This window comes from Halobacterium yunchengense (assembly GCF_037031165.1).
GTDB classification, from domain to species: Archaea; Halobacteriota; Halobacteria; order Halobacteriales; family Halobacteriaceae; genus Halobacterium; species Halobacterium yunchengense.
The window spans coordinates 861,585-886,137 of record NZ_JAYEZL010000001.1 but is presented as its reverse complement, the minus strand read 5'-3'; the positions used below and the strand labels follow the sequence as shown (position 1 = coordinate 886,137).

Genomic DNA, 24,553 nt, shown 5'->3' with positions numbered 1-24,553 from the left:
CCGTCAGAACGAAACCTGGCGGGGGCCGTCGACGCCCATCGGCGTGGGGTCGCGGTCGCTGTACCCGACGCGGCCGACCGCGCCGGCGCCGAGCGCGCCGTACACCGCGAACGTGGCGTCCTCGACGGACTCGAAGCGCTGTTCGCCGCAGCGCTCGATGACCGCCTCGAGGGACTCCGCGCCGTCCGGGTGGTCAAGCTCCTGGTCGCCGACGGCGTCGGCGAGCTCGTCGGCGGTCAGCGGGTAGTTCTGGGACGCGAGCAGGTCGGCGGTCTCACGGAGTGTCATCACCGTCACGAACCACGCTCGCACACAAGTACGTTTCCCATGAACGATTGTGAAGAATTAAAATTCATTAAGGACGTGCCCTCGTCACACCTTCGCACGGGGCCGCCACCCGAACGCCGCCGCCGGACGTCCCGGCGACCGGCCGCTCGCGGACCGCGGCGTCGCTTGCGGACCGCGGCGTTTAGGTGGCGGCGCCGCGCGCCACCAGTATGGTCTACGCGGACCTCCACGTCCACACCACCAACTCCGACGGCACGCTCGTCCTCGAGGAGGTCCCCGACGCCGCCCGGTCGGCGGGCGTTCGCGCGGTCGCCGTCACCGACCACGACCGCCTCCACCCCGGCCTCGACCGGCCGGTCGCGGAACTGGACGGCGTCACGGTCGTCCACGGCGTCGAACTCCGCGTCGACGCCGGCGACCAGCGCGTCGACCTCCTCGGGTACGGCGTCGAGCGGACCGACGCGCTCGCCGCCGAGTGCGAGCGCGTCCAGCGCGACCGCGTCGAGCGCGGCCGCCGCATCATCGAGAACGTCGAGGCCGAACTCGGCGTCGACCTCGACCTCGAACCGCGCGAGGGCCTCGGCCGCCCCCACGTCGCGCGCAGCGTCGTCGACCACCCGGACACCGACTACGAGACGATCGACGCCGTGTTCGCCGACCTCATCGGCGACGGCGGGCCGTGCTTCGTCGCGCGCGACGTCCCCGACTTCGAGACGGGCGTCGACCTCCTCCGGGACGCCTGCGGCCTCGTCGGCCTCGCACACCCCCTGCGGTACGCAGACCCTGCGGCCGCGCTCGCCCGCTGCAGCGACCTCGACGCCGTCGAACGCCACTACCCCTACGACCGCCCCGTCGGCGGCGACCCGTCCGCGGACGGCGACGCGCTCGTCGACGCCGCCATCGAGGACTACGACCTCCTCCCCACGGGCGGCAGCGACGCCCACGGCCGAACGCTCGGGACCGCGGGCCTCGGGGCCGACGACTGGGACGCGGTCCGCCGGCGGCTCTGACCGGCCGGCGCCACGGGCCGTGGACCCGACGCGACCGCGTGCCGATGCCGTGAGGTTCAGGTAGCCCGAGGTGCAACGAGGCCGTATGCAGTGTCACTACTGCGACCGGGACGCCGACCTCACCGTCGAGAAGGGCGGGCTGAAGGTCGCCGTCTGCGAGGAGCACTTCCAGGAGCGGCTCGACGAACTCTCGGACAGCGAGGCGCTCCAGCAGCTCCGAGAGCAACTCGAGATCGAACGGTCGTAGCGGTCGCACCCCGGGCCGTCGACGCGCCAGTCCCCGCCAGCGAACCACCGCCCTCCGTTCTCCGCGACGCCGCGCGCACAGCGACCGCGCCGCCCGGTCAGTCGCCGGCGCGGCCCGCGTCGACGTCGATGGCGTCGACGGGGCAGACGTCGACGCAGAGCATGCAGTCGATGCACTGGCTCTCGTTGGCGGGGTCGGCTTTGAGTTCGGACTCGGGGTGGCCGGGGGTGTCGACCCACTCGAAGACGTCGACGGGACAGTCCTCGACGCAGGCGCCGTCGGCGATGCAGATGTCGAAGTCGACGGCGACGTGCGTGCCGTGGATGCCCAGTTTCTCGGGTTCGTCCACCGGGCCCCAGACGTCGTGGCCCTCGTGGGTGTCCGCCTGCTCGCGGTTCGCGTCGAACTGCGGGTCGATCGCCATGCGTGAGGCTCCGTCGTCCGGCGGTATCAAGTCCCCGGGTCCGGGACGGACGGCGGACGCGGCGGTCGCGCCGTCCCGGCGACGGGCAGGCTTAAGCGGCGGCCGCGCCTCCCACCGCGTATGCGAACGGTACGCCTCGACGACCTCGACTCCCGGATGGGGCCGGCCGACCTGAGCCTGCCGCTGACGGACGCGCTCGGCGCCGCGAACCTCGCGTTGAACTACTACGAACTCGACCCCGGCGACAGCTTCGCGTACGGCGTCCACGCCCACGCCGACCAGGAGGAGGTGTTCTACGTGGTCGACGGCACCGTCACGTTCCACACGCTCGACGTCGACTGGGAGGCGTCGGAGACGCCCCGGAACGACGGCGACGTCGATGCCCGCCTCGAGGACGGCGAGCGCGAGGTGAGCGCCGGCGAGCTCGCGCGGTTCGCGCCCGGGGAGTTCCAGCGCGGCGTCAACGAGGGCAGCGAGCGCGTCCGCGCGCTCGCCGTCGGCGCCCCCCAGGACGCCGGCGACACCGAGATCCTCCGCGAGTGCGAGGCCTGCGGCGAGCCCACCACCCAGGACCTCGAACTCGCCGACGACCGCTCGGAGATCCGCACCGTCTGCGAGGCCTGCGGCGCGGTCACGGGGCGCTTCGAGTAGGGCGGCGGTGCCGCGGCGCCCGCCAGGCCGCCCGACGCCGGAGTCGACGCCTTTCTTGTGCTCGCCCGTCAAACGGGGCGTATGGCCGAGCATCCGCCGCGGCTCGTCTTCGACGACGAGTGCGGCTTCTGCACGTGGTGTGCGAACTTCGCGGCGCGGCACGGCGACGTCGAGCTCGTGGGGTTCCACGAGCTCTCGCCCGACCAGCTCGCCCGACTCCCCGAGGACTACGAGCGCTCGGCGCACCTGCTCACCGACGACGCCGTCTACTCCGCCGGCGAGGCCATCGAACGCACGCTCGTCGTCGACTTCCCGGAACTCGAACCCGTCTTCGACGCGCTCCGCCGCGTGCCGGGCTACGAGCGCCTCCGCGAACGCACGTACCGCTGGGGCGCCGACAACCGCGTGCTCCTCGGGAACATCGTCCGCGACGACCCGCCGGCGAAGCGGTAGGGCGACCGCCGACACTCCCCGGATACCAGGTCGTCAAGCGACCTCTTCGACGACGCCGACTTCGGCGACCGCCGCGACGCCGGCGAGGTAGTCGACGTCCGCCACGTACGTACGGAGACTCTCGCCGCTCGTGGTGTCGGGTAGTTCGGCGCTCCCGTCCGGCAGTGCCGACGTGAGCGTGTCCTTCCAAGCCAGCTCCGGCCGACGGTCCGCGAGGACGACGACCTGCGCGTCGGCAGGCGGCTCCGCGCTGTCCAGTCGGAGCGCGTGATGCGGCGGGTGGTCGCCGATGACGATGCGCGGCTGGTACGTGTCGTTCCCGACGCGGAGATACTCGGGTGCCACGACGCCACTGACGCCGTCTGGCCTGCCCTGCTCGTGGGGACCGACGGTGATCGATTCGTTGCGCAGGCGGTCGGCGACCGCCTGCTCGGTATCGCTCAGCGATTCGTACGTCACGACCTCGTCGCCCTCGTCGACGTCGCCGTCGTCGACGGGTTCGAGGGAGAACTCCTCGGTGGACTCGGCGCGAGCGAACGACGCCGTCGGCTCGTACGTCTCGCCACGGAACTCGACGCACTCGAACTGCCCGAGCGCGAGCGTCACGTCGGGATCGGCGTTCCCGCTCGGTTCGAGGTCGACGCGCTCGTCGGCGCTCGCGGCGTCAGCGATCAACTCGTGTAGTTCCGGCGTCGCGACGCCGAGACGCGCGCCGTCCGGCACCGACGAGGGCGTCACCTGCTCGGCGGCGAGGATGCTCGCCGCTGGTCCGTCGTCGGTTGTCTGCTCGGTGTCCCCTGCATCGGTACGTTCGGTCGTCGCTGGACCGTCGTCGCCGCTGCTCGAGCAGCCGGCGACCGCCGCGAGCGTGGCCGCGCCGGCCGTCCGGAGGACGACCCTGCGGGAGACCATGCGTCGTGGTTCCGCCGAGACCGGTAAGTGTCTTGTCGGGCTCCCCCGCCCGTCAGGCGAGGTCGTCGAGCGCGTCGAAGACCGACTCGCGGAGCAGGGCCGCGCGGTCGGCGGTCGCCTCGGCGTCGTGCTGGTCCTGGACGTGCAGCGACTCGAGGAAGTAGACGCCGTGCAGCGCCTCGTACAGCGAGCGGCGGCCCGCGACGCCCCCAGGGAGCGAGCGCACCGACTCGTAGCTCTCGCGGAACGCGCGCGCCGCCGGCGTCTCCCAGCCGCCGAACGCGGGCAGCGCGGTCCGCCAGGCGTCCCACTCGCCGGGCGCGGCGACGGCGTGCTCGAAGTCCAGGACGCACGCTGCCTCGCCGTCGCGGACGGCGACGTGGTCGGGCGTCCACCAGCCGTGACACAGCACCGCGTCGCCGGCGCCGCCGACGACCGACGGCCGCTCGCGGAGCGCGTCCACGACGGCGTCCGCGACGTCCCCGTGGCCGAAGTCCGCCAGCCGCTCGCGGCGCGCGCGGACGTTCGCGACAGCGCCGGCGTGCCAGTCGTCGTGGGGCGCCGTCGGCGTACCGCCGTCGAACGCGAGCGGTCCGAACCCGTCCAGGTGCGCGGCCGTCTCCGCGTGGAGTGTCGCGAGCCCGCGGCCCGCAGCGCGCGCCCAGGCCGCGTCCGGGTCGCGGACGTCGCCGTCGGCGCCGGGCGCGTCCGACTGCCACGCCGCCACGAAGTAGTCGCCGCCGACCGCGAGGACGCGCGGGACCGGCACCGTCGTGTGGTCGCCGACGAACGCCAGCACGCGCCCCTCCAGGCCCGCGTTCCCGGTCGCGCCGGTGTCGTACTTGCAGACCGCGCGTTCGCCGTCCACGACCACCGCCCAGACCTCGTGCGGGGGGACGTCGTGGAGTCGCCGATCGGCGCGGTAGCTGTCGAACTGTGCGGCCAGCCGTTCGTCGAGTGCTCGTCGCATGGGTGTTCCGCCGCGTCACGTGCGGCGGCCGGCCGTCCCACAGCGCGGTGCTGCGGCTACGGCCGCGAGAACGTGCGTCGACGATGCGGCCGACCGCCCGTAAGTGTTCGGGGACCGCCTACTCGTAGGCGGGGATGCCGGTGAGGTCCTCGCCGAGGATGAGGGTGTGGATGTCGTGGGTGCCCTCGTAGGTGTAGACGGTCTCCATGTTCGCCATGTGGCGCATCGGCGAGTAGTCGGTGGTGATGCCGTTGCCGCCGAGCATCTCGCGGGCGACGCGGGCCTGGTCGCGGGCCATGCGGACGTTGTTGCGCTTGGCCATCGAGACGTGCTGGGGGCGCAGCCGGCCGTCCTCCTTGAGTTCGGCGAGCCGGTGGGCGAGCAGCTGGCTGGTGGTGATCTGGGTGGCCATCTCCGCGAGCTTCCGTTGTTGCAACTGGAAGCCGCCGATGGGCCGGCCGAACTGCTCGCGGTCGGTGGCGTAGTCGCGGGCGGTCTCGAAGCAGTCGCGGGCGGCGCCGACCGCGCCCCACGCGATGCCGTAGCGGGCCTGGGTGAGACAGGACAGCGGCCCCTTCATGCCCTCGACGCCGGGCAGGCGGTTCTCCTGGGGGACGCGGACGTTCTGGAGGCTGATCTCGCCCGTGATGGACGCGCGGAGGCTGAGCTTCTCGTCGATCTTGTTGGTAGTGACGCCGTCGCGGTCGGTCTCGACGAGGAAGCCCCGGACGGTGCCGTCCTCGCCGGTGTCCCGGGCCCAGACGACGGCGACGTCCGCGATGGGGGAGTTCGTGATCCAGGTCTTCGAGCCGTTCAGGACGTACTCGTCGCCGTCGGGCTCGGCGCGGGTCTCCATCGCGGAGGGGTTCGAGCCGTGCTCGGGCTCGGTGAGGCCGAAGCAGCCGACGGCGTCGCCGGCGCCCAGCTCGGGCAGCCAGCGGTCCTTCTGGTCGTCGCTGCCGTAGGCGTGGATGGGGTACATGACGAGGGCGCCCTGGACGCTGGCCATCGAGCGCAGGCCGGAGTCGCAGGCCTCCAGTTCCTGCATCAGGAGGCCGTAGGCGGTCTCGCTGACGTTCGGGAGGCCGTACCCCTCGAGGTTCGGGGCGTAGAAGCCGAGGTCACCCATCTCGGGGATGAGGTCGGTGGGGAACGTGCCGTCGAGGTAGTGTTCGGCGATGTCGGGCTGGACGTTCTCCGCGACGAACTCCCGGGCCGTGTCCCGGATGAGCTTCTCCTCCGAGGAGAGGTCCGCCTCCAGCGCCACGTAGTCGAGCATGCGCGGTACTCGGGGAGCAGCGGTCAAAAAGCCTCCTAGTCCCGCAAACGCGTCGCGGCCGACCGCGGCGACCCCGGCGGTCGCACTCGCGGCCGTGCTGCGCGACGGTGGCAGTCGAAATCGCGGCCGGCCCGACGGAGAGCTGCGGTCAGTCGGCGGCCCGTGGCTCGCCCAGCGAGGACGTGAAGTTCTCGAACAGCCGCTTCGCCTCGCAGGCGGCGTCGTAGTTCTCGGCCGTGATGCCGTCGAGGACGGCCGCCTCGCGCGCCGGCGACAGCTCGTCTTTCTCCCGCGTGATGCGTTCGGCGGTCTCGCGGTCGTACTCGGGGTGGAACTGGACGCCGACCGACTGGTCGACGCGGAACGCGTGGACGCCGTAGTCGTTCTCCGCGAGCAGGTCGGCCCCCTCGGGGAGGTCGACGACGGCGTCGGAGTGGGTGGTGAACGCCGTGAACGTCTCGCCGACGCCCTCGAAGACCGGGTCGTCGGCGGTGCGCTCGACCTCGCGGTAGCCGATCTCGTACTCGCCCATGTCGTCGACGCGGCCGCCGAGCGCGGCCGCGAGCGCCTGGTGGCCGAAACAGACGCCGAGCACGGGGACGCCCGCGTCGTGGCAGTCCGCGACGTACTCGAGGAGGCGCGGGATCCAGTCGTCGTCCCAGTACACCGACGACCGCGACCCCGTGACGACGACGCCGTCGAACTCGCACCGCTCGGTCGGCGGGCCGCCGGTCGCTGCGCTCCCGTCGGCGTCGCCGACGGGCGCGGGGAACTCGCCGCGCTGGACGTGGTACTCCGCGAGGTCGGCGTCGAGTTCGCGGCGGAAGTTCCGCGTGGTGTCCGCGGGGTCGTGTGCGGCGTTCAGGAGTGCGACGCGCGGCCGGCTCATCGGTGCCACGTAGCTGCCGGAAGTAAAAGGTCGTTACGCAGGCGACAGGCGGTGTCGTGACAGCGGAGACGGGGATGACTGCCGTCTCCGACTTTCCCGTCCACGGTCTCCCGAGCTGTGCGCTGCATGCTACACTTTGCCACGGAGCAGCTTAAGCGTACGGACACCTGCAAGAGTTCGCGACGCCTCCGAACCACCTTTGGTGGCCTCGCTCCTCACGCCGGTGGGATGCGCGCAATCAAGGACAGCGTCCACGACTGGGTCGAGGTCGACGGCGTCGCGGAGGCCCTCCTGGACACGTCGCCCGTCCAGCGGCTCCGCCACGTCAAACAGCTCTCGACCGTCCGCCTCGTCTACCCGTCGGCGAACCACACGCGCTTCGAGCACTCCCTGGGCGTCTACCACCTCGCCGACCGCGCGCTCGAGTACCTCGGCGTCACCGGCGCGCGCGCCGACACCGTCCGCGCCGCCGCGCTCCTCCACGACGTCGGCCACGGCCCCTACGGCCACCAGACCGAGGGCATCATCCAGCGCCACCTCGGCCGCCACCACGACGACGTCGCGCACCTCCTCGTGGACGGCGAGATCGGCGACGTCCTCCGCGACCACGGCCTCGACCCCGAGCGCGTCGCCGCCACCGTCGCCGGCGACGGCAAGCTCGGCCAGCTCGTCGCGGGCGAACTGGACGTCGACCGCATGGACTACCTCGTCCGGGACGCCCACCACACCGGCGTCCCCTACGGCACCATCGACTACGGCCGCCTGCTGCGCGCGCTCACGTTCCGCGGCGACGACCTCGTGCTCGCGGCGGGCAACGTCGCCACCGCCGAGTCGCTGCTCGTCGGCCGCGCCCTGATGAACGCGACCGTCTACCGCCACCACGTCTCCCGCATCGCCGGCGCGATGCTCGACCGCGCCGGCGAGCGCTTCCTCGCGACCGCGGCCGTCGACCCCGAGGCGTTCGCGCGCATGACCGACGCCGAACTCCTCGGCGCGCTCCGCGAACACGACGCCACCGCCGACACCGCGCGCCGCGTCACCGACCGCGACCTCTACAAGCGCGCCGTCTGGGCGGAACGCGGCGACGTCCCCGACGACGTCGTCGACGCCGACTACGCGACGGTCCGCGAGTTCGAGACCGGAATCGCGGAGCGAGCGGGCGTCCCCGAGCGCGCCGTCGTCGTCGACAACCCCGGCCACCCCTCGATGCCCGAGTCGTCGGTGCGCGTCGCCGTCAACACGGAGTCCCGGAGCGCCCCGGGCAGTCGCACGCAGTCCGCCGCCGGGGACGTCAGGCCGCTCGCCGAGCAGTCGCCACTCGTCCGGGGGATGCAGGCGTCCCAGCGCGTCCAGTGGCGGTTCGGCGTCTACGCGCCCGCCGAGCACGTCCCCGCGGTCGCCGCCGCCGCCGAGCGCGTGCTCGGCCTCGCGGACGTCGGCGACCCGACGGAGTGAGGCCGGCCGCGCTCAGACCGTCCGTTCCAGGTTCTGTAACGCCTCCCTGAGCCGTTCGGTCGCGGCCTCGGCCTCCGCGGCGAGCTGGTCGGCGTCCTGGGCGACGCGGTTGCGGACGTGCCCGGACGTCTCGCCGTCGTTGGCCGCGACGCGCCGCCGCACGTTCTCGAGTTCGTCGGCGAATTCGTCGAACTCCTCGATCGTCGCCTCGATGTCGTCGAACAGCGCGTCGACGGCGCCCGACCCGACCGTCGAGAGGTTCTCCTCGGACTCGGAGTGGTCGTCGTCCGGCATGAAGAGGAGACTACCACGGCGAGGTACATCTCCGTTTCCCCGCCGTGCCGGGTCGGTCGCGTCCGGACACCGGTGGTCGGCCGCGACGCCGCGTGCCCGGCCGTCAGGCGCTCGCGACTTCCCGGAGGATGTCGGGCGCGTCGTCGAGCGCATCGTCGAGCGCGTCGGCGTCGGGGCCGCCGCCCTGCGCGAAGTCCGGCGGGCCACCGCCGCCGCCGCCGACGCGGCCCGCCAGTTCGCCGACGACCTCGCCCGCGTTCACGGGGACGCCGTCGGGGACGGCGACGACGAACTGCGCGCCGTCGGCGCCGGAGCCGACGACGGCGATCTTCCCCTCGTCGACGAGCGCGTTCGCGGTCGCCTGGAGCTCGTCCATGTCGCCGTCGACGCGCTGGACGACCGCGGTCGTGCCGGCGACGTCGAACTCCTCGCCGGCCGCGCCGCCGGCCGCGCGGGCCGCCGCGAGCTGTTCTTTCAGGTCCTCGATGGTCTTCCCGCGCTCTTTCCACTCCGTGAAGAACCGCTCGGCGGTCGCGGGGACCTCCCCGGGCGTGACGTCGAAGACGTCCGCGGCCGCCAGCAGGTCGTCCTCGAGCTCCTGGACGTGCTCGACGGCGGCCTCGCCGGCGGCGAACGTGAACCGCTCGACGCCGTCCTGTACGCGCTCCGCGTTCAGGATCTTGATGGCGCCGATCTCGCCGGTGCGGTTGACGTGCGTGCCGCCGCAGGCCTGGACGTCCTCGGCGACGTGGACCAGCCGGATCTTCTCGCCCGTCGGGATGCCGCCCTGGTAGAGGTCGAAGCCGTACTTCTCCTGGGCCTCGTGGCGGTCTGGCCACTCGCGCTGGACGCTCGTGTTCTCGCGGACGATCTCGTTGGCGACGCGCTCGATGCGCTTGACCGTCTCGCGGTCGAGGCGCTCGTAGTGCGTGACGTCGATGCGCGAGCTCTCGACGCCCTTCTGGGCGCCCGCCTGCCGGACGTGCTCGCCGAGCACCTCGCGGGCGGCGTGGACGACGACGTGCGTCGCGGTGTGGTGGGCCATCAGGCGCTCGCGGCGGTCCATGTCCACCTGGCCGCGCACGAACTCGCCCTTCCCGGGGTTCTCGGTGGTGCGGTGGAGGACGACGCCGTCGCGCTCCTGGACGTCGACCACGTCGACGGTCTGGTCGTCCGTGGAGAGCGTCCCGCGGTCGGCGGGCTGGCCGCCGCCCTCGGGGTAGAACATCGTCTGGTCGAGGACCACGTCGTAGACGGCGTCGCCGTCAGCCTCGCGCTCGAAGACGTCGAGCACGACGGCCTCGAACTCGCCCCGGTAGGGGTCGTCGTAGTACAGCCCCTCCGTCTCCGGGAGGTCCTCGAGGCGCTCGTCCGCGCGCGCTTCGTCGGCGACCGCGCCGCCCGTGTCGTGGCGCTGTGCCACCAGCGAGTAGAAGTCGTCGGGCGCCTGCACCTCGGCGCCGACCTCCGCGGCGATGTCCGCGACCATGTCCGGCTGGATGCCGTGGGAGTCGTACAGCTCGATGAGCTCGTCGGCGGGGATCGGCTCGCCGCGCTCGGCGTACTCCTCGGCGAGCTGGCGGACGCGCCGGCCGCCGCGCTCGAGGGTCTCGGCGTACTTCTCGACCTCGCTGCGGACGATGCTCCGGATGGTGTCGCGGTTCTCGTAGCCGAGGCGCTCGGCCTGCATGTCCACGAGTTCGTCCAGGGGGACGTCCGCGCCGACCTCGTCGACGAGGCGCTTCGTGCGCCGTAGCACCATGCGCGCGAGGTAGCCGGTGCCGACGTTCGACGGCACGATGCCGTCGCCGAACATGTACGCCATCGTCCGCGAGTGGTCCGCGATGGCGTAGATGGACTCCAGGGGCTCGACGAGGTCGACGAGGCGCTCGGTCTCCACGCCGACCTGCTCCGCGATGTTGTCCCGGGCGGCCTCGACGTCCTCGGCCTCGTCGATGTCGAGGTTGCCGGCGAGCTTCGCCGCGCGGTGGACGATCTGCTCTTCGGCCTCGGTGTAGTCGACGCCGGCCTGCTCCCGGAGGAACTCGATCATCTCGGGGTAGATGGCCTCGTAGACCGTGGCCGTCCCCTGGCTCATCCACGTCCAGCGCTCCAGGCCGTAGCCCGTGTCCACCACGCGGCGGTCCATCCGCGAGTACGTGTTCCCGTCTTTCATCTCGTACTCGCCGTCGGGGTCCTGCTCGAGGCTCATGAAGACGAGCGTCGCCACCTCGAGGCCCTTGTAGATGACCTCGAACGCCGGGCCGGCGTTGCCGCCGCCCACCCAGGGGTCCTCGATGAACGTCACCTCGGTGAGGTCGACGCCCACGGACTCCAGGAGGCCCTCGCAGTACTCGACGGTCTCGTCCTTCCAGTACACCTCGCCCTCGTAGGCGTAGTCCGTGCCGGGGTCGGCGTTGAACGCGTGGTGGCCCATCATCTCGAAGGCCATCGTGTGCCGACCGGTCTTCCCGACGTTGTCGATGTCCTGCATCCGGATGCAGGGCTGGCTCACGGCGAGCGGGTTCGCGGGCGGCGGCGACTCGCCGGAGGTGACGTGGGGCTGGAAGTCGTAGATCGACGCCTGCGTCAACAGCACGTCGTCGCGCCACCGGTTCGCCGCCACGGGGTAGGGGTCGAGGCGCTCGTGGCCGTGCTCCTCGAAGAACGATAGGAACACCTCCCGCATCTCCTCTAAGGTGTACTCGTCGTCGAAGCCGGGGTCGTCGATGAACTGGTAGTCCTCGCAGGGCGGTTCGCCGCACGTCTCGCGGTCGTGGTCGCGCGTCCAGAAGTGCGCGCCGCAGTCCACGCACTCCTTGCGCTCGAATCCCTCCTCCTCGAAGTAGTCGAGGCGGTACTCCGACTCGAGGTCGCTCATTGCCAGTAGATGGCCGACCGACGAGTAAAACAGTTCCGGGGCGCGCTCGCGGCGCGGAACGCCGTCCTCGGCCGCTGGACCGCGGCCCCGACGAGGTGCGTCAACCTTACGTCCCGTCCCGCGTAACCCCGACGTGATGGAGCAACGGCGCCTCTCCCGCCGCGCCCTCCTCGCCGGCCTCGGGTCGGCCGTCGCGGCGACGGCCGGCTGTGCCGCCCCCGCGGACTCCGAGCGCACGACGGCGGCCCCGAGCGGCGCCGCGACCACCCGCGAGGAGTCGACCGGCGACCCCGCCACCGAGACGACGAGCCAGCCCGACATCTCGCTGTCCGGCGAGGCCGCGTGGGCGACGTACGGCTACGACCCCGGCCACAGCGGGTACAACCCGGACGCCGCCGGGCCCGCCGACGACCCGAGCGTCGTCTGGAACTCGGACGTCTCCGGCATCTACACGCTCCGCGAGCCCGCGGTCGCGGACGGCCGCGTGTTCGTCGGGAGCAACCGCTACACGTGGGCGTTCGACGCCGAGTCCGGCGAGCAGCGCTGGCGCCGCGACCTCGGCGGCATGACCCACCACTTCGCGCCGACCCACCACGACGACACCCTGTACGCGGTCGCGAAGGAGGCAAGCGGCGTGAACAGCGGCGCGCCCGGGTCGGTGCGGGCGCTCGACCCCGCCGACGGCGGCCAGCGGTGGTCGACGGCCGTGCCGGCGACGTCGACGGTCGCGCTCGGGGACGACCGCCTCTACGTCGCCGGCCAGACCGAGGCGGACACGGGGTTCGTGCAGGTGCTCGCGCCCGACAGCGGCGAGCGGGGCTGGCGCTTCGACGTGCCGGACGCGCCCGGCAGCTACGTCACGGGCGCGCCGACGGCCGTCGACGGCACCGTCTACGTCGCCGCGACGCGCGTCGCCAGCGACGGCTCGACGGCGGGGACGCTGTACGCCCTCGACACGGAGACCGGCGACGTGGACTGGACGTTCGACACGGACGGCTCGCTGCCCGTCGCGCCCGTGGTCGCGGACGGCCGCGTCCACCTCGCGAGCCGCGACGGCACCGTGTACGCGCTCACGCCCGACGGCGGGACGGCGTGGACGCGCACCGTCGAGCACCGCATCTACACGCGACCGACGTACGGCGACGGCCGGCTGTTCGTGCTCACCGCCGCCGACATCGTCGCGTTCGACGCGGACGGCGAGCAGGAGTGGCGCGCCGCCAACGACCGCACCCAGATGTCTGGGATGGCGCTCGCCGACGGCACCCTCTACGTCGGCGGCGAGCCGCTGTTCGCGCTCGACGCCGCCTCCGGCGACGTCGTCTTCGACCTCCCGGTTGGCGTCTACCACGGCGCGTACGGCGCGCCAGTCGTCGTCGACGACGTCATGTACGCGGGCGTCTGCATCAAGGAGGAACCCGGCGCGCCGTACGACAACTCCGTCCGCGCGTACGTGTAGTGGCAGCGAGGACGGCCGCTTCCCTCGAGCCGCAGCGAGGACGGCCGCTTCCCTCAAGCCGTAAGCGTCCGGCGCGCGTCTGTCCCGGCATGGGCCGCATGGTGGACGGCGAGTGGCGGACCGACGTCGAACAGATCGAGCACGGCGAGGGCGGCGAGTTCGAGCGCGAGACGACGGCGTTCCGCGACTGGGTGGACGAGGACGAGTCCGTCGAGCCCGGGCGCTACCACCTCTACGTCTCCTACGCGTGTCCGTGGGCCCACCGCACCCTCCTCACGCGCGCCCTGAAGGGCCTCGAGGACGCGGTGTCGGTGAGCGTCGTCGACCCCGTGCGCTTCGACCAGGGCTGGGCGTTCGCGCCCGAGAAACCCGGCTGTACGCCCGACCACGTCCACGGCAGCGACTACCTCCGCGAGGTGTACGCGCACGCCGACCCCGACTACACCGGCCGCGTCACGGTACCCGTCCTCTACGACACTGTCGCGGACACCATCGTGAACAACGAGAGCGAGGAGATCGTGCGCATGCTCGACGTCGCGTTCGACGACCTCGCCGCCCGGGACGTCGACCTCTACCCCGAGGGCTACCGGGAGGAGGTCGACCGCGTCATCGACGACATCTACGACCCCATCAACAACGGCGTCTACCGCGCCGGGTTCGCGGCGACCCAGCGCGCGTACGAGGACGCCGTCGACGACCTGTTCGCGGCGCTCGAGCGCTACGACGACCGCCTGGCCGACCAGCGCTACCTCGCCGGCGACGCCCTCACGGAGGCCGACGTCGCGATGTTCACGACGCTGTACCGCTTCGACGAGGTCTACCACACGCACTTCAAGTGCAACCGCCGCCGGGTCGCGGACTACGAGCACCTCTGGCCGTACCTCCGCGAGCTCTGTCAACTTCCGGGCGTCGCGGACACCCTCCACATGGACCACGTCAAGCAGCACTACTACCGCAGCCACGGCGACCTGAACCCCGGGCGCCTGGTCCCGACCGGCCCGAACCCCGAGTTCTTCGCGCCACACGACCGCGACGACCTCCCCGGCGGGCCGCCCGAGGCGCTGCGGCAGTGACGCGGTGCGACGGCGGGTCTCGCGTCACCGCGCGACTGCCGACGAGTGACTCGCCGTCCGCCTGCCGACTGGCGGCTCACCGCGCGACCGCCGCGCGGAACGACGCCGTGAGCGCGAGCCCGACGAGCAGCAGCCCGAGGCCGCCGTAGACGGCCTGTAGCCACGTGACCTGCCGGACGAGCAGGACCTGGACGACGATCCAGCCGCTCAGGGCGACGCCGAGGCCGACGCTCGCCGGCCACGCCCACGACCGGCCGAGCACGACGCCGGCGGCGACGGCGAACGACCCCACGCCGAGCACGCCGAACAGGACGAGCCCGGGGACGGCGTAGTCCGAGAACGGGGTGCCGTCGAGCCACTCGAGGGGCAACCGCAGCGACTCGCCGGTCGGGTCGACGAGCAGCGCCCCGCCGCCGAACAGCGCGGTGACGCCGAGCCCCAGCGCGCCGAGCAGGTACAGCGAGACGGTGGCCGGTCGAGCGCGCCCCGCGCCGCGCCGGTCCGCGGGGGACTCGGTCTCCTCGGTCATGCGGGACGTTATGGTCCCGGAGCCCTAAACTCCGAGGTGGATGTCAACACGCCGCACGACGAGCGGGTTCTCGCGCAGCGACCTGCCGGGGCTCGCGGTGGCCGTCGTCGCCTGTAACGTCGTGGGCGCGTCGCCAGCCCTCGTCACCGCCACGGGCTCGGGGTCGTGGTACGAGACGCTCGCGCGGCCCGAACTCGCGCCGCCGAACTGGGTGTTCGGACCGGTGTGGACGCTCTTGTTCACGCTGCTCGGCGTCGCCGCCTACCTCGTGCTCCGGGACGGCCGCGGCCGCGCGCGGACGCTCGCCCTCGGCCTGTTCGTCGCGCAGTACGTCCTCAACGTCTCGTGGACGCTCGTGTTCTTCGGCGGCCAGGACATCGAGGGCGGGCTCGCCGTCATCGCCGTGCTGTGGGCGCTCATCGCGGCGACGATCGGGGCGTTCGCGCGCGTCCGCCGCGCCGCCGCGGCGCTGCTCGTCCCCTACCTCGCGTGGGTGTCGTTCGCCGCGTACCTCAACTACGCGTTCTGGACGCTGAACTGACCGTCAGGCGTCCTCGGCGTCGGCGCCGCCAGCCTCGCTGTCCGCCGCCGCGCTGCCGCGGTGCTCGGCGCTGACGCCGACGCCCCGCTCGCCCCACTCGCGGAGCTGCTCGTCGGCCGCGCGCAACACGTCGTTCGTCGTCGCGTCCATCTCGTCGGCGAGCTGGTAGACGTACGCCGCCAGCAGGCCGACGTGCGGCGAGAAGTCCCCGCGGTCGCGGTGGTCGTTCTGGAGGAACATCTCCGGGCCGGTCGGCGAGTGGTACAGCACCGCCATCGGCACGTCGTCGAGCGTCGACACCGTCTCGACGGCCTTCTCCTGGAACTCGGTGAGGTCTGCCATACCCCACGCTTCGCGGCGGCCCGGAAGAACCCTGTCCTTCGCGCCGGGCGGCCTACTCGCCGGCCTGCAGCGCCACGGACGCCAGCAGCGCCTCGAGCTGCACGCGCTCGTTGGCGCCCTCGGCGATGCGGTAGTCCGCCTCGCCGAGGCGGTCCAGCAGGCGCACCGCGGCCTCGTCGTCGACGTCGAAGCTCCAGACCGAGCGGTGGACCTGGTCGATGATGTCGCTGCCGGCGAGGCCGCGGTGGGAGACGAGGTCGTCCAGCGTCGACCGCGCCGCCGTGAAGTCCCCGTCGAGGGCCTCCGTCACCATCTCCTCGATCTCCTCGGGGCGCGCGGTCGCCGTGATGGCGTAGACGGTCTCCTCGTCGACGACGTCGCCGGTCGCCGACGCCGCCTGCAGGGCGTTGATGGCGCGCCGCATGTCGCCGTCCGCGGCGTACACGAGCGCGTCGACGCCGGCCTCGGTGTACTCGACGCCCTCCCGGTCGGCGATGTCCGCGAGGTGGGCGGCGACCGCGTCGTCGTCGATGGGCGAGAACCGGAACACCGCACAGCGGGACTGGATGGGGTCGATGATCTTCGAGGAGTAGTTACAGGAGAGGACGAACCGCGTGTTCTCGGAGAACTGCTCCATCGTCCGGCGGAGCGCCGACTGGGCGTCGTCGGTGAGCGCGTCCGCCTCGTCGAGGAAGATGACGCGGTAGTCGTAGCCGCCGAACGACGTGCGCGCGAAGTTCTTGATGCGGTCCCGAACCACGTCGATGCCGCGCTCGTCGCTGGCGTTCAGCTCCATGAAGTTCTCCTGCCAGTCGTCGCCGTACAGCTCCTTCGCGATGGCGACGGCCGCGGTCGTCTTCCCGGTGCCCGCCGGCCCCGCGAATAGCAGGTGGGGGAGGTCGTCGCGGGCGACGTAGCTCTCCAGGCGCTCCGTGATGGACTCGTGTCCGACGACGTCGGCCAGTCGGTCCGGTCGGTACTTCTCCACCCAGATTTCCTGCCGGCCGCCCGCGGCGTCTGCCATAGTTACCGACAGACGCTACCCGGACTTAAACTCCGCGAGACGGCGGGACCGCCGCGCGGCGGCGGCCCGGCTCCTGGCGGCCGCCCGGGACGGCGATGCGCTCGCCTGTCACACCCAGAGTTAAGCGTTCGGCCGCTGTCACGTCGACCATGCTCCGCAGTGGTTCCCGCAGCGCAGTCCTGCTCGCAGTCGTCGTCCTCCTGGCGACGCCGGTTCTCGTCGGCACGGCGGCCGCCGACGAGCGCGTCGGCGGCACCGTCGTCGTCGAGGAGGGCGAGACCGTCGACGGCCTCCAGGCGACCGGCGGCAGCGTCGTCGTCCGCGGCACCGTCGACGGCGACCTGCAGGCGTTCGCCGGCAGCGTCGACGTCGCCGAGACCGGCACCGTCACCGGGTCCGTGGAGGGCGCCGCCGGCTCGGTCCGGGTCGCCGGCACCGTCGAGGGCGACGTGCGCGTCGCCGCCGGCACCGTCGACGTCGCCGAATCCGGCGTCGTGCGCGGCGACCTCGAGGCGGGCGCCGGGTCGTTCGCCCTGGCCGGCACCGTCGACGGCACCGCGCGCGTCGGCGCGGGCAGCATCTCGCTGGCCGACACCGCGCGCGTCGGCGGCGACTTCGTCTACGACGGCGACCTCACCGCCGCCGACGGCGCGACCGTCGACGGCGAACTCCGCGAGGACCCGAGCATCTCCGTGTCGCCGGTCCCCGGGTTCGCGCAGGTCGCCGACTGGGTGTTCACGCTGTACAGCTTCCTGCTGACGTTCGTCGTCGGCGCCGTCCTCCTCGTCGCGTTCCCCGGGGTCTCGCGGACCGTCGCCGACGGCCTCCGGGAGTCGCCGGCGCGCTCGCTCGGCGTCGGCCTCCTCGTCCTGTTCGGCGTCCCCGTCGCGCTCGTCGCGCTGTTCGTCACCATCGTCGGCATCCCGCTCGGCGTCCTCGGCGTCTTCCTGTACGTCCTGCTCGTCCTGCTGGCGTTCGTCTGGGGCGAGTACGCGGTCGGCGCGTGGCTGCTCTCGGTGGCCGACCGCGAGGGCCGACTGCTCGCGCTCGCCGTGGGCATCGCGGCCGTCTACCTCCTCGGTCGCGTTCCCGTCGTCGGCGGCCTCGTGGAGTTCCTCGTGTTGCTCGTCGGCCTCGGCGGCGTCGGCACCGCCGCCTACGCGTGGGTGCGCGGGCGCCGCGGCGGCGACGCGGACGGCGGCCGGAACGAGACCGGCGGCGGCGCGGACGCCGCCTGACGGTCGGTTGCGTCGCTGCGGCGCCGGACCGCGCCGCCTAAGGCCGGCCGCCGTCTACGCCGGCGCATGCGCGTGACCGTCGAGGTGGTCGGGGAGGACACCCACGAGTTCGAGGTCACGGACGAGACGTACGCCGACCTGCTGGGGGCGGTCGGCCTCAGCCCGCACGAGGTGTCGGTGATGGTGGACGGCACGCCCGTGCCGGAGGACCAGCCGGTCGACGCCGAACACGTCCGCGTCCTGCGGCTCATCCGGGGCGGGTAGCGTGCCGGCCGACGCCGCGGACGAACCGGCCGTCGACGCGAACCCGCCAGCGGAGGTCACCGTGCGTCCCGCGACGGCCCGCGACCACCTCGGCGTGATGCGCGTCCTGGACGGCGCGAACCTCGAACTGGGCGCGGACACCGCCGAGCGCCGCATCGCGGGCGGCACGGTCGTGGTCGCGGACGTCGACAACCGCGTCGTCGGCGCGCTCGTCGCCGTGCCGCGCGAGCGCGGCGCGCACGTCGAGGCCGTCGCGGTGCGGCGCCGCCGCCGCGCGCAGGGCATCGGGTCGGCGCTGATCGCCCACGCCGCCAGCGAGTGGCGGCCCCTGACCGCCGCGTTCGACCGCTCCGTCGAGCCGTTCTACGAGTCGCTGGGCTTCGACTGCGAGCGCCGCGGCGACCGCTACCGGGGCGTGCTCGGCGAGACGCGGGAGCCGGACGAGCGGTTCGAGGCGGCCGAGTAGGGAGTCAGACGAGCGGCTCGACGAGGTCCCGCCCCGCCACCAGCAGCGCCTCGACGCGCCCGGGGCTGTCGGCCTCCGCGTAGACGCGCAGCTTCGGCTCCGTGCCGGACGGGCGCACGAGCAGCCACGAGCCGTCCGCGAGCAGGATCTTGAAGCCGTCGGCGTCGTTCACGCGGTCGACGGCGACGCCGGCCACCGCCTCGGGGAGCCGGTCGGCGAGCTCGTCGAGGACGGCGGACTTGCGGTCGTCCGGGCAGTCCACGCTCACCTTGTCCTGGTGGACCGCGCCGAACTCGGCCTCGACGGCGTCCAGGCGGTCGTCGACCGGGCGCTCGCTCGCCGCGGCGGCGGCGACCAGCGCCATCAGGACGCCGTCCTTGTTCCGGACGTGGCCGCGCATCATGTAGCCGCCGGACTCCTCGCCGCCGAACAGCGCGTCGTGCTCGGCGATGGCCGCCGCGACCCACTTCGAGCCGACCGGCGTCTCCACGACCTCGCAGCCGTGGGCGTCCGCGACGCGGTCCACGAGGAACGTCGTCGAGACGGTCCTGACCGCCGGCCCCGTGTCGCGCTCGAGGAGGTAGTCGAACAGCAGGACGTAGCACTCGTTGCCGTCGAGGACGCCGCGATCGGGCGTGACGACCGCGAGGCGGTCGGCGTCGCCGTCGTTCGCGACGCCGAGGTCCGCGCCGTGCTCGTCGACGGCCTCCGCCAGCCCCCGGAGGTTCGCCTCGTCGGGCTCCGGCGACGCGCCGCCGAACTCGGGGTCGCGCTCGCAGCGCTCCCGGACCACCTCGGCGCCGGCGGCCTCGAGGAGCGCGTCCGTGACGCCGCGGCCGCTGCCGTGCATCGCGTCGTACACCACGGTCAGCCCGGAGAGGTCCGCGTCCACGAGGTCGCGGCAGTGCTGGGCGTGCGCGGTCACGAGGTCGACCTCGCGGACGTCGCCGGTGCGCTCGGCGTCGACCGGCTCGCGGAGGTTCGCCTCGATGGCTCGCGTGACCTCGGGCAGCGCCGGCGCGCCGTCCGGCGGCAGGAACTTCACGCCGTTGTACTCCGGCGGGTTGTGCGAGGCGGTGACGACGACGGCGCCGGCGAGGCCGCGCTCGCGCGTCGCGTACGCGACCAGCGGCGTCGGGCAGTCGCGCTCGGGCAGCAGGACGTCGAAGCCGTTGCGCGCGAGCACGTCTGCGACGTCGTCCGCGAATCCCGGCGAGGACTCGCGGGCGTCGTACCCGACCGCGACCGTCCCGCCGCCGCGGCCCTCCGCCTCGAGGTAGTCCGCGGTCGCCTGCGCGACGGCGCGCACGCGGTCGCTCGTGAACGTGTCCAGCGTGGCGCGCCAGCCGTCGGTCCCGAAGGAGATGGCGTCCATGGGGGAGTCGTCGCCGCGTCGCGGCAAAACCCCTGCGGAAGCCGTCGACTCCTCGGCGTGCGTACGGAAACCGAGTAGCGGTGATTCCGTCGGCGACCGGCGCGGATTTATCCCGTGGCCGCCCTCTAGGCGGCAATGAGTCCCCGCCCGCTCGTCGTCGGCGTCTCGGGCAGTCGCCGCGACGGCAGCTACACGAAACGCACCGTCGAGCGCGCGCTCGCCGCCGCCGGGCGCGCGGGCGCCGCCACCGACCTGATCGACCTCGGGCGCGTCGACCTCCCGCTGTACCACCCCGACCGTGACGCCGGCGAGTGCGGCGACGCCGAGTCCCTGCTGGCGCGCGTCCGCCGCGCCGACGGCGTCGTCGTCGGGTCGCCGAACTACCACGGCAGCTACTCGTCGACGTTCCGGAACTTCCACGACTACTGCGGCTTCGACGAGTACGAGGACACCGTGGTCGGCCTCGTGGTGGTCGCGGGCGGCGGCACCATCGCGTCGACGCTCGACCACATGCGCGTGACGATGCGCGGCGTCCACGCCGACGTCGTCCCCGAGCAGGCCGGCGTGCTGGACGCCTCGGCGAAGTTCGACGGCGACGGCCTCGTCGACGAGGCCGTCGCGGAGCGCGTCGACCGCGTCGGCGAAGCGGTCGTCGCGGCCGCGCGCCGCCGACAGGTCGCCGACGGCGCGTCGTGCGCGAGCGCCGACGACTGAGGGGCCGCCGCCGACAGCCAGAGGGGCCGCCGCCGACAGCCACCGCCCCAACAGACGACCGACACGTTTACGCCGACGCACTCGAGCAAGTCGAGTGATGACGAGAACGCCTCCACTCTCGTTCGACGTCGCCGACAGCGTCCGGGTCGGCGGCTACGCGGTCGGCGTCGTCGCCGCGGCGGCGGCCGCCTACCACGCCGGACAGACCGGGGACTGGCGACCGCTGCTGGCCGTCGCGGTGGCGCTCTCGCTGGCGGTGCTGTTGTTCGACGCCGGTTGATTCGCTCGTCGCGTCAGTCGCCGTCCGCGCGTTCCCACGGGTCGTCCTGGGACGCGACGAGCCGCTCCTTCTCGTCGCGGCGCAGCTGCTTGAGTTCGTACTCGCGGCGCATCGCGGCGGACTGCGACGCGAACCGCTCGACGTACGCCAGCTCGACGGGAGTGCGGCCGCGCGTGTACTTCGCGCCGTCGCCGGCGTCGTGTTCGGCGACGCGGCGCGCGACGTCCGTGGTGTAGCCCGTGTAGTAGGTGTCGTCGCTGCACGCGACCACGTACGCGTAGTGCACGTCCGGGACGACGGCGCGGAGAAGGGACTGCGTTTCGGTCAGGCTCGGCGTGCGCGGTCCTTCGACACCTCGGCGATGCCGACGTTCGCCGCGCAGTTCGGGCACGCGTGCAGGCGACCGTCCTCGTCGGCGAACACGCGCGCGAACTGGTCGGAGACGTGCGCGTCGCAGTGGTCACAGCGGGGCATGGGGGTTGTCTGGCGCGGCGCGCCAGTGTGGCAACGTACGCCACACGCGAATAAAGGAGTTTTCCCAATTTCGAACAAAATTTCGCCGAACTCGAATCTCCGTTCGGGGTCCCCGTGTGCCGGTCGCTCGCTCCACGACCTTGCCTCGGTATTCTCCCGTGTTCCCCGCTCAGCGCCCCGTGACCGGCCGCTACGCCCGCAGAGTATGGGAAGCCTTATAAGGAGGGCCGGAAAAAAGCCGTTCGTATGGCAGACCTCATCGTCAAGGCCGCTGTGAAGGAAGAACTCGACGACAAGAACGTTGCCTCCGACTTCTACGAGGCGCTCGACGACGAAGTGTCCGAGCTCCTGGAGGACGCCGCGCGGCGCGCCGAAGCCAACGGTCGCAAGACCGTCCAGCCGCGCGACCTGTAAACCGGTCTCTCGACCCCGCTGTTTTATCGCGGCGCCACGTCCCGTAGCCGCGAGGCCGCCCGGCGCGCCGCCGCCAGTAGTCCGCCCGTGAGCGCCGCCAGCGCTACAGTTCCGTGACCCGAACGCCGTCGGCCGTGCCGACGTAGACGGCGTCCGCGAGTCCCACGAAGAGGCCGTGCTCGACGACGCCCGGAATCCCGGACAGCGACGCCGCCAGCCCCCCGGGGTCGTCGACGCGGCCGAACGCGCAGTCCAGGACGAGGTTGCCGTTGTCCGTCACCACGGGGCCGTCCTTGCGCTCGGCGGCCCGCAGCGCCGGGTCGCCGCCGAGGCCGCGCACGCGCTCGGCGACCACCGGCTCGGCGTCCGGCAGCACCTCCACCGGGACGGGGTGGTCCAGCGCGTCCGCCTCCTTCGAGGGGTCGGCGACGACGACGAACCGGTCGGCGCTGGCGTCCACGTACTTCTCGCGGGCGTGCGCCGCGCCGCCGCCCTTCACGAGGTCGCCGCCCGCCACCTGGTCGGCGCCGTCGATGGCGACGTCCACGCTCGCCTCCGCGAGGGACGTCAGCGGCACGCCGGCGTCGATGGCGAGCTGGAGGGACTGGTAGGACGTCGGCACGCCCTCGACGTCGACGCCGCGCTCGCCGAGGGCGCGGATGGCGTGGGCGGCCGTGCTCCCCGTGCCGAGCCCGACCACCGTCCCGTCCTCGACCGCCTCGGCCGCCGCCTCGCCCGCTCGCCGCTTCGCGTCCTCGCGTCCGCCCGGGTCTTTCATACTCGGCGCGTCGCCCCCCACCGACCAAAAACCACCGCCTGCCGGCGGCCGGGCGCGACCGCCGGCTCGCGCCGCCGACGCGGCCGCGACCAGTAGGCGACCACTTACGGCAATTAGCTGACCAATAACTATCGACGTGTGCGGCGTCCCCGCTGGTATGCCGGAGCGCGTACGCACGACCGACGAGCGCGGCGACCCGGGGGGCGTCACGCTCGTGCTCGCACCGGGGGTGTCGGAGGGGGAGCCAGCCGCCTGCGCGGACCTGCTCTCGGGGGCGGACGCGGCGCTGGCGGTGTCGCTGCGACACCCGCCCGACCGCTGGCTCGCCGCCCGCGAGTCCACGCCGCCCACGTGGTTCGTGACGACCAGCCCGCACCAGGACAGCGTCCGCACCGTCGCGGACCCCCGCGACCTCACGGGCGTCGGCATCGCCGTCTCCGAGTTCCTTGAGGGCCTGCCGGACGACGCCGAACCCGCGGTCTGCGTCGACTCGCTGACGACGCTGCTCCAGTACAGCGATCCGCCGCGCGTCTACCGGTTCCTCCAGGTGCTCTGTGGGCGCGTGCGCGCCGCCGACGGGGCCGTCCACTGCCACGCCGACCCCGCCGCCCACGACGACGCCGTCCTCGACTCGCTGCTCGGCCTCTTCGACGACGCGGTGGCCGTCGACTGACGCGCCGCGGCCCGCCGCTACAGGCGGTCCTTGACCGCCTCGGGGTCGTACGCCAGCCGGATGGTCCGCGACCGCCCCCTGCCCTCGAGCTGCTCGTACTCGGCGTCGATGAGCCCGAGCTTGTCGAGCTTGTTCACCAGCTCCGTGTACCGCGTGTACCCGAGGTCGGTGCGGTCGTTGAACGCGTCGTAGACGTCACCGGCCTGCCCGCCGCCGTACTCGGCGACCGTCTCCACGAGCGCGCGCTCGGTCTCCGAGAGCGCGCGGAGGTTCCGCGAGAGGTGGATGTGCTTGGCCTCCTCGTAGACGGCGTCGACGTCGTCCAGCTCAACGGTCTTGCTCGCGCGCGACTCCGCGTGCAGGCCCGCCCGCCGCAGCAGGTCGATGCCGACGCGCAGGTCGCCCGCCTCGTCGGTGAGCTCGGCGACCCTGTCGAGGACCGTCGTCGGCACCGCGCCCTCCCGGAACCCGACCTCGATGCGGTCCCGGAGGATGTCCGCGATCTCCGAGCGGTCGTACGCCGGGAAGTACGCCTCCTCCGGCCGGAAGACCGACTGCACGCGGCCGTCGAGGTTCTCGATGACGTCGAGGTCGAGGTCCGAGGACACCACGATGACGCCGACCTTCGCGCCCGCGTGGGTCTCGTGGGCGCGCAGCAGCGAGTACAGCGTGTCCGAGGCCTCGCCCTCGTAGAACAGGTAGTTCACGTCGTCGAGGGCCACCACGAGGACCTCCTCCTCGTCGGCGATGCGCTCGGCGACCTGCCCGAACAGCTTCTTGAACGAGATGCCCGACGAGGGCGGCTCGTACTCGAAGATCTCCTCGAAGACCCGGGAGAAGACGGCGTACCGCGTCGAGTCGACCTGGCAGTTCACGCGCACCGTCCTGACGCCGCGCTGGCCGCGGAGCTCGCCGAACAGCTTCTGGACGGCGGTGGTCTTCCCGGTGCCCGGCGGCCCCCGGACCATCACGTTCAGCGGCCGCGACCCGCGGACGGCCGGCCGGAGCGCGTACTGCAGCGTCTGGAGCTGGGACTCGCGGTGCCGGAACACCTCCGGGACGTAGTCGATCTCGAAGACGTGTTCGTCCCGGAACACCGTCTCGTCCCACCCCAGCATCCCCTCCTCGGGGTCGTCGCTCATCACTTTCACCACGCTCC

At 72.7% G+C, this 24,553-nt stretch carries 31 protein-coding genes; 15 read left to right on the top strand and 16 right to left on the bottom strand.

Annotated features, from left to right (window positions below):
- Positions 1–3: 3 nt before the first annotated feature.
- The gene (locus U5911_RS04510) at positions 4–288 is read right to left on the bottom strand and encodes a DUF5789 family protein (protein ID WP_336035633.1); all 285 of its coding nucleotides are present in this window, start codon (positions 286–288) and stop codon (positions 4–6) included.
- A gap of 209 nt (positions 289–497) precedes the next feature.
- On the opposite strand from U5911_RS04510, the gene U5911_RS04505 reads away from it, so the two are divergent.
- On the top strand, positions 498–1,298 hold the full coding sequence (locus U5911_RS04505; protein WP_336035631.1) for a PHP domain-containing protein: 801 nt from the start codon (positions 498–500) through the stop codon (positions 1,296–1,298).
- Positions 1,299–1,383: 85 nt separating this feature from the next.
- A complete protein-coding gene (locus U5911_RS04500) occupies positions 1,384–1,545 on the top strand; it encodes a DUF6757 family protein (RefSeq protein WP_201293081.1) in 162 nt (53 codons plus the stop codon).
- A gap of 97 nt (positions 1,546–1,642) precedes the next feature.
- On the opposite strand, the gene U5911_RS04495 is transcribed toward U5911_RS04500, so the two are convergent.
- Positions 1,643–1,969 (bottom strand): 4Fe-4S dicluster domain-containing protein, encoded by a 327-nt coding sequence (locus tag U5911_RS04495; RefSeq protein WP_336035627.1) that lies wholly within the window; start codon positions 1,967–1,969, stop codon positions 1,643–1,645.
- A 120-nt stretch (positions 1,970–2,089) separates the two neighbouring features.
- On the opposite strand from U5911_RS04495, the gene U5911_RS04490 reads away from it, so the two are divergent.
- Complete coding sequence (locus tag U5911_RS04490) at positions 2,090–2,620, top strand: cupin domain-containing protein (protein WP_336035626.1); 531 nt, start codon at positions 2,090–2,092, stop codon at positions 2,618–2,620.
- An 81-nt stretch (positions 2,621–2,701) separates the two neighbouring features.
- Complete coding sequence (locus U5911_RS04485; protein ID WP_336035624.1) at positions 2,702–3,073, top strand: thiol-disulfide oxidoreductase DCC family protein; 372 nt, start codon at positions 2,702–2,704, stop codon at positions 3,071–3,073.
- A 33-nt stretch (positions 3,074–3,106) separates the two neighbouring features.
- Here the strand turns inward: U5911_RS04485 and U5911_RS04480 are convergent, their stop codons facing one another.
- The 4 genes from U5911_RS04480 to U5911_RS04465 all read right to left on the bottom strand — a co-directional run bounded on the left by U5911_RS04480 (position 3,107) and on the right by U5911_RS04465 (position 7,123).
- A complete protein-coding gene (locus U5911_RS04480; protein ID WP_336035622.1) occupies positions 3,107–3,985 on the bottom strand; it encodes a hypothetical protein in 879 nt (292 codons plus the stop codon).
- Between the two features lie 52 nt (positions 3,986–4,037).
- Entirely contained in the window at positions 4,038–4,955 is a 918-nt protein-coding gene (locus U5911_RS04475; protein ID WP_336035620.1) for a phosphotransferase family protein, read from the bottom strand.
- A 118-nt stretch (positions 4,956–5,073) separates the two neighbouring features.
- Complete coding sequence (locus U5911_RS04470; protein WP_336035618.1) at positions 5,074–6,234, bottom strand: acyl-CoA dehydrogenase family protein; 1,161 nt, start codon at positions 6,232–6,234, stop codon at positions 5,074–5,076.
- A gap of 148 nt (positions 6,235–6,382) precedes the next feature.
- The gene (locus U5911_RS04465; RefSeq protein WP_336035617.1) at positions 6,383–7,123 is read right to left on the bottom strand and encodes a type 1 glutamine amidotransferase; all 741 of its coding nucleotides are present in this window, start codon (positions 7,121–7,123) and stop codon (positions 6,383–6,385) included.
- A 228-nt stretch (positions 7,124–7,351) separates the two neighbouring features.
- On the opposite strand from U5911_RS04465, the gene U5911_RS04460 reads away from it, so the two are divergent.
- Positions 7,352–8,578 (top strand): HD domain-containing protein, encoded by a 1,227-nt coding sequence (locus tag U5911_RS04460; protein ID WP_336035615.1) that lies wholly within the window; start codon positions 7,352–7,354, stop codon positions 8,576–8,578.
- 12 nt (positions 8,579–8,590) lie between these two features.
- Here the strand turns inward: U5911_RS04460 and U5911_RS04455 are convergent, their stop codons facing one another.
- Both U5911_RS04455 and alaS read right to left on the bottom strand, forming a co-directional pair.
- Entirely contained in the window at positions 8,591–8,872 is a 282-nt protein-coding gene (locus tag U5911_RS04455) for a hypothetical protein (protein ID WP_336035614.1), read from the bottom strand.
- Between the two features lie 103 nt (positions 8,873–8,975).
- Positions 8,976–11,753: an alanine--tRNA ligase gene (gene alaS, locus U5911_RS04450; protein ID WP_336035612.1), complete on the bottom strand. Its 2,778-nt coding sequence runs from the start codon at positions 11,751–11,753 to the stop codon at positions 8,976–8,978.
- A gap of 136 nt (positions 11,754–11,889) precedes the next feature.
- Between alaS and U5911_RS04445 the strand changes: the two genes are divergently transcribed.
- Both U5911_RS04445 and U5911_RS04440 read left to right on the top strand, forming a co-directional pair.
- Positions 11,890–13,209 (top strand): outer membrane protein assembly factor BamB family protein, encoded by a 1,320-nt coding sequence (locus tag U5911_RS04445; protein ID WP_336035611.1) that lies wholly within the window; start codon positions 11,890–11,892, stop codon positions 13,207–13,209.
- 89 nt (positions 13,210–13,298) lie between these two features.
- The gene (locus U5911_RS04440) at positions 13,299–14,282 is read left to right on the top strand and encodes a glutathione S-transferase family protein (RefSeq protein ID WP_336035609.1); all 984 of its coding nucleotides are present in this window, start codon (positions 13,299–13,301) and stop codon (positions 14,280–14,282) included.
- A gap of 76 nt (positions 14,283–14,358) precedes the next feature.
- On the opposite strand, the gene U5911_RS04435 is transcribed toward U5911_RS04440, so the two are convergent.
- A complete protein-coding gene (locus U5911_RS04435; RefSeq protein WP_336035607.1) occupies positions 14,359–14,811 on the bottom strand; it encodes a hypothetical protein in 453 nt (150 codons plus the stop codon).
- Between the two features lie 40 nt (positions 14,812–14,851).
- On the opposite strand from U5911_RS04435, the gene U5911_RS04430 reads away from it, so the two are divergent.
- Positions 14,852–15,352 carry a TspO/MBR family protein gene (locus tag U5911_RS04430; RefSeq protein ID WP_336035606.1) on the top strand — a complete coding sequence of 167 codons (501 nt, stop codon included), beginning with the start codon at positions 14,852–14,854 and terminating at the stop codon, positions 15,350–15,352.
- A gap of 3 nt (positions 15,353–15,355) precedes the next feature.
- On the opposite strand, the gene U5911_RS04425 is transcribed toward U5911_RS04430, so the two are convergent.
- The gene (locus U5911_RS04425; protein ID WP_336035605.1) at positions 15,356–15,694 is read right to left on the bottom strand and encodes a hypothetical protein; all 339 of its coding nucleotides are present in this window, start codon (positions 15,692–15,694) and stop codon (positions 15,356–15,358) included.
- A gap of 52 nt (positions 15,695–15,746) precedes the next feature.
- Positions 15,747–16,718: a replication factor C small subunit gene (locus U5911_RS04420; protein WP_336035604.1), complete on the bottom strand. Its 972-nt coding sequence runs from the start codon at positions 16,716–16,718 to the stop codon at positions 15,747–15,749.
- A 149-nt stretch (positions 16,719–16,867) separates the two neighbouring features.
- Here U5911_RS04420 and U5911_RS04415 point away from each other — a divergent pair, with 149 nt between their 5' ends.
- From U5911_RS04415 to U5911_RS04405, 3 genes are all read left to right on the top strand, one after another.
- Positions 16,868–17,956: a bactofilin family protein gene (locus tag U5911_RS04415; RefSeq protein ID WP_336035602.1), complete on the top strand. Its 1,089-nt coding sequence runs from the start codon at positions 16,868–16,870 to the stop codon at positions 17,954–17,956.
- 66 nt (positions 17,957–18,022) lie between these two features.
- Positions 18,023–18,220: a ubiquitin-like small modifier protein SAMP2 gene (samp2, locus tag U5911_RS04410; RefSeq protein ID WP_336035600.1), complete on the top strand. Its 198-nt coding sequence runs from the start codon at positions 18,023–18,025 to the stop codon at positions 18,218–18,220.
- A gap of 1 nt (position 18,221) precedes the next feature.
- Positions 18,222–18,686: a GNAT family N-acetyltransferase gene (locus U5911_RS04405; protein ID WP_336035598.1), complete on the top strand. Its 465-nt coding sequence runs from the start codon at positions 18,222–18,224 to the stop codon at positions 18,684–18,686.
- A 4-nt stretch (positions 18,687–18,690) separates the two neighbouring features.
- Here U5911_RS04405 and U5911_RS04400 read toward each other — a convergent pair whose 3' ends face one another.
- Complete coding sequence (locus U5911_RS04400) at positions 18,691–20,061, bottom strand: phosphoglucomutase/phosphomannomutase family protein (protein ID WP_336035596.1); 1,371 nt, start codon at positions 20,059–20,061, stop codon at positions 18,691–18,693.
- Positions 20,062–20,196: 135 nt separating this feature from the next.
- Here U5911_RS04400 and U5911_RS04395 point away from each other — a divergent pair, with 135 nt between their 5' ends.
- Positions 20,197–20,775: an NADPH-dependent FMN reductase gene (locus U5911_RS04395; protein WP_336035594.1), complete on the top strand. Its 579-nt coding sequence runs from the start codon at positions 20,197–20,199 to the stop codon at positions 20,773–20,775.
- Positions 20,776–20,872: 97 nt separating this feature from the next.
- On the top strand, positions 20,873–21,055 hold the full coding sequence (locus tag U5911_RS04390; protein ID WP_336035592.1) for a hypothetical protein: 183 nt from the start codon (positions 20,873–20,875) through the stop codon (positions 21,053–21,055).
- Between the two features lie 13 nt (positions 21,056–21,068).
- Here the strand turns inward: U5911_RS04390 and U5911_RS04385 are convergent, their stop codons facing one another.
- Both U5911_RS04385 and U5911_RS04380 read right to left on the bottom strand, forming a co-directional pair.
- Positions 21,069–21,341, bottom strand: a complete 273-nt coding sequence (locus U5911_RS04385) for a GIY-YIG nuclease family protein (protein WP_336035590.1) — start codon at positions 21,339–21,341, stop codon at positions 21,069–21,071.
- A 38-nt stretch (positions 21,342–21,379) separates the two neighbouring features.
- Entirely contained in the window at positions 21,380–21,529 is a 150-nt protein-coding gene (locus U5911_RS04380; protein WP_336035588.1) for a DUF7563 family protein, read from the bottom strand.
- A gap of 246 nt (positions 21,530–21,775) precedes the next feature.
- On the opposite strand from U5911_RS04380, the gene U5911_RS04375 reads away from it, so the two are divergent.
- On the top strand, positions 21,776–21,943 hold the full coding sequence (locus U5911_RS04375) for a DUF1931 family protein (RefSeq protein ID WP_336035586.1): 168 nt from the start codon (positions 21,776–21,778) through the stop codon (positions 21,941–21,943).
- A gap of 103 nt (positions 21,944–22,046) precedes the next feature.
- Here U5911_RS04375 and rpiA read toward each other — a convergent pair whose 3' ends face one another.
- Positions 22,047–22,721 carry a ribose-5-phosphate isomerase RpiA gene (gene rpiA, locus U5911_RS04370; protein ID WP_336035584.1) on the bottom strand — a complete coding sequence of 225 codons (675 nt, stop codon included), beginning with the start codon at positions 22,719–22,721 and terminating at the stop codon, positions 22,047–22,049.
- Positions 22,722–22,878: 157 nt separating this feature from the next.
- On the opposite strand from rpiA, the gene U5911_RS04365 reads away from it, so the two are divergent.
- Complete coding sequence (locus tag U5911_RS04365; protein ID WP_336035582.1) at positions 22,879–23,394, top strand: DUF7504 family protein; 516 nt, start codon at positions 22,879–22,881, stop codon at positions 23,392–23,394.
- A gap of 17 nt (positions 23,395–23,411) precedes the next feature.
- Here the strand turns inward: U5911_RS04365 and U5911_RS04360 are convergent, their stop codons facing one another.
- Positions 23,412–24,536 carry an ORC1-type DNA replication protein gene (locus tag U5911_RS04360; protein ID WP_336035580.1) on the bottom strand — a complete coding sequence of 375 codons (1,125 nt, stop codon included), beginning with the start codon at positions 24,534–24,536 and terminating at the stop codon, positions 23,412–23,414.
- Positions 24,537–24,553: the final 17 nt, after the last annotated feature.

What these genes read in the sequence shown, in the direction of transcription:
- U5911_RS04510 (WP_336035633.1), bottom strand. Translation starts at nt 288, where the DNA reads ATGACACTCCGTGAGACCGCCGACCTGCTCGCGTCCCAGAACTACCCG.
- U5911_RS04505 (WP_336035631.1), top strand. Translation starts at nt 498, where the DNA reads ATGGTCTACGCGGACCTCCACGTCCACACCACCAACTCCGACGGCACG.
- U5911_RS04500 (WP_201293081.1), top strand. Translation starts at nt 1,384, where the DNA reads ATGCAGTGTCACTACTGCGACCGGGACGCCGACCTCACCGTCGAGAAG.
- U5911_RS04495 (WP_336035627.1), bottom strand. Translation starts at nt 1,969, where the DNA reads ATGGCGATCGACCCGCAGTTCGACGCGAACCGCGAGCAGGCGGACACC.
- U5911_RS04490 (WP_336035626.1), top strand. Translation starts at nt 2,090, where the DNA reads ATGCGAACGGTACGCCTCGACGACCTCGACTCCCGGATGGGGCCGGCC.
- U5911_RS04485 (WP_336035624.1), top strand. Translation starts at nt 2,702, where the DNA reads ATGGCCGAGCATCCGCCGCGGCTCGTCTTCGACGACGAGTGCGGCTTC.
- U5911_RS04480 (WP_336035622.1), bottom strand. Translation starts at nt 3,985, where the DNA reads ATGGTCTCCCGCAGGGTCGTCCTCCGGACGGCCGGCGCGGCCACGCTC.
- U5911_RS04475 (WP_336035620.1), bottom strand. Translation starts at nt 4,955, where the DNA reads ATGCGACGAGCACTCGACGAACGGCTGGCCGCACAGTTCGACAGCTAC.
- U5911_RS04470 (WP_336035618.1), bottom strand. Translation starts at nt 6,234, where the DNA reads ATGCTCGACTACGTGGCGCTGGAGGCGGACCTCTCCTCGGAGGAGAAG.
- U5911_RS04465 (WP_336035617.1), bottom strand. Translation starts at nt 7,123, where the DNA reads ATGAGCCGGCCGCGCGTCGCACTCCTGAACGCCGCACACGACCCCGCG.
- U5911_RS04460 (WP_336035615.1), top strand. Translation starts at nt 7,352, where the DNA reads ATGCGCGCAATCAAGGACAGCGTCCACGACTGGGTCGAGGTCGACGGC.
- U5911_RS04455 (WP_336035614.1), bottom strand. Translation starts at nt 8,872, where the DNA reads ATGCCGGACGACGACCACTCCGAGTCCGAGGAGAACCTCTCGACGGTC.
- alaS (WP_336035612.1), bottom strand. Translation starts at nt 11,753, where the DNA reads ATGAGCGACCTCGAGTCGGAGTACCGCCTCGACTACTTCGAGGAGGAG.
- U5911_RS04445 (WP_336035611.1), top strand. Translation starts at nt 11,890, where the DNA reads ATGGAGCAACGGCGCCTCTCCCGCCGCGCCCTCCTCGCCGGCCTCGGG.
- U5911_RS04440 (WP_336035609.1), top strand. Translation starts at nt 13,299, where the DNA reads ATGGGCCGCATGGTGGACGGCGAGTGGCGGACCGACGTCGAACAGATC.
- U5911_RS04435 (WP_336035607.1), bottom strand. Translation starts at nt 14,811, where the DNA reads ATGACCGAGGAGACCGAGTCCCCCGCGGACCGGCGCGGCGCGGGGCGC.
- U5911_RS04430 (WP_336035606.1), top strand. Translation starts at nt 14,852, where the DNA reads ATGTCAACACGCCGCACGACGAGCGGGTTCTCGCGCAGCGACCTGCCG.
- U5911_RS04425 (WP_336035605.1), bottom strand. Translation starts at nt 15,694, where the DNA reads ATGGCAGACCTCACCGAGTTCCAGGAGAAGGCCGTCGAGACGGTGTCG.
- U5911_RS04420 (WP_336035604.1), bottom strand. Translation starts at nt 16,718, where the DNA reads ATGGCAGACGCCGCGGGCGGCCGGCAGGAAATCTGGGTGGAGAAGTAC.
- U5911_RS04415 (WP_336035602.1), top strand. Translation starts at nt 16,868, where the DNA reads ATGCTCCGCAGTGGTTCCCGCAGCGCAGTCCTGCTCGCAGTCGTCGTC.
- samp2 (WP_336035600.1), top strand. Translation starts at nt 18,023, where the DNA reads ATGCGCGTGACCGTCGAGGTGGTCGGGGAGGACACCCACGAGTTCGAG.
- U5911_RS04400 (WP_336035596.1), bottom strand. Translation starts at nt 20,061, where the DNA reads ATGGACGCCATCTCCTTCGGGACCGACGGCTGGCGCGCCACGCTGGAC.
- U5911_RS04395 (WP_336035594.1), top strand. Translation starts at nt 20,197, where the DNA reads ATGAGTCCCCGCCCGCTCGTCGTCGGCGTCTCGGGCAGTCGCCGCGAC.
- U5911_RS04390 (WP_336035592.1), top strand. Translation starts at nt 20,873, where the DNA reads ATGACGAGAACGCCTCCACTCTCGTTCGACGTCGCCGACAGCGTCCGG.
- U5911_RS04380 (WP_336035588.1), bottom strand. Translation starts at nt 21,529, where the DNA reads ATGCCCCGCTGTGACCACTGCGACGCGCACGTCTCCGACCAGTTCGCG.
- U5911_RS04375 (WP_336035586.1), top strand. Translation starts at nt 21,776, where the DNA reads ATGGCAGACCTCATCGTCAAGGCCGCTGTGAAGGAAGAACTCGACGAC.
- rpiA (WP_336035584.1), bottom strand. Translation starts at nt 22,721, where the DNA reads ATGAAAGACCCGGGCGGACGCGAGGACGCGAAGCGGCGAGCGGGCGAG.
- U5911_RS04365 (WP_336035582.1), top strand. Translation starts at nt 22,879, where the DNA reads ATGCCGGAGCGCGTACGCACGACCGACGAGCGCGGCGACCCGGGGGGC.
- U5911_RS04360 (WP_336035580.1), bottom strand. Translation starts at nt 24,536, where the DNA reads ATGAGCGACGACCCCGAGGAGGGGATGCTGGGGTGGGACGAGACGGTG.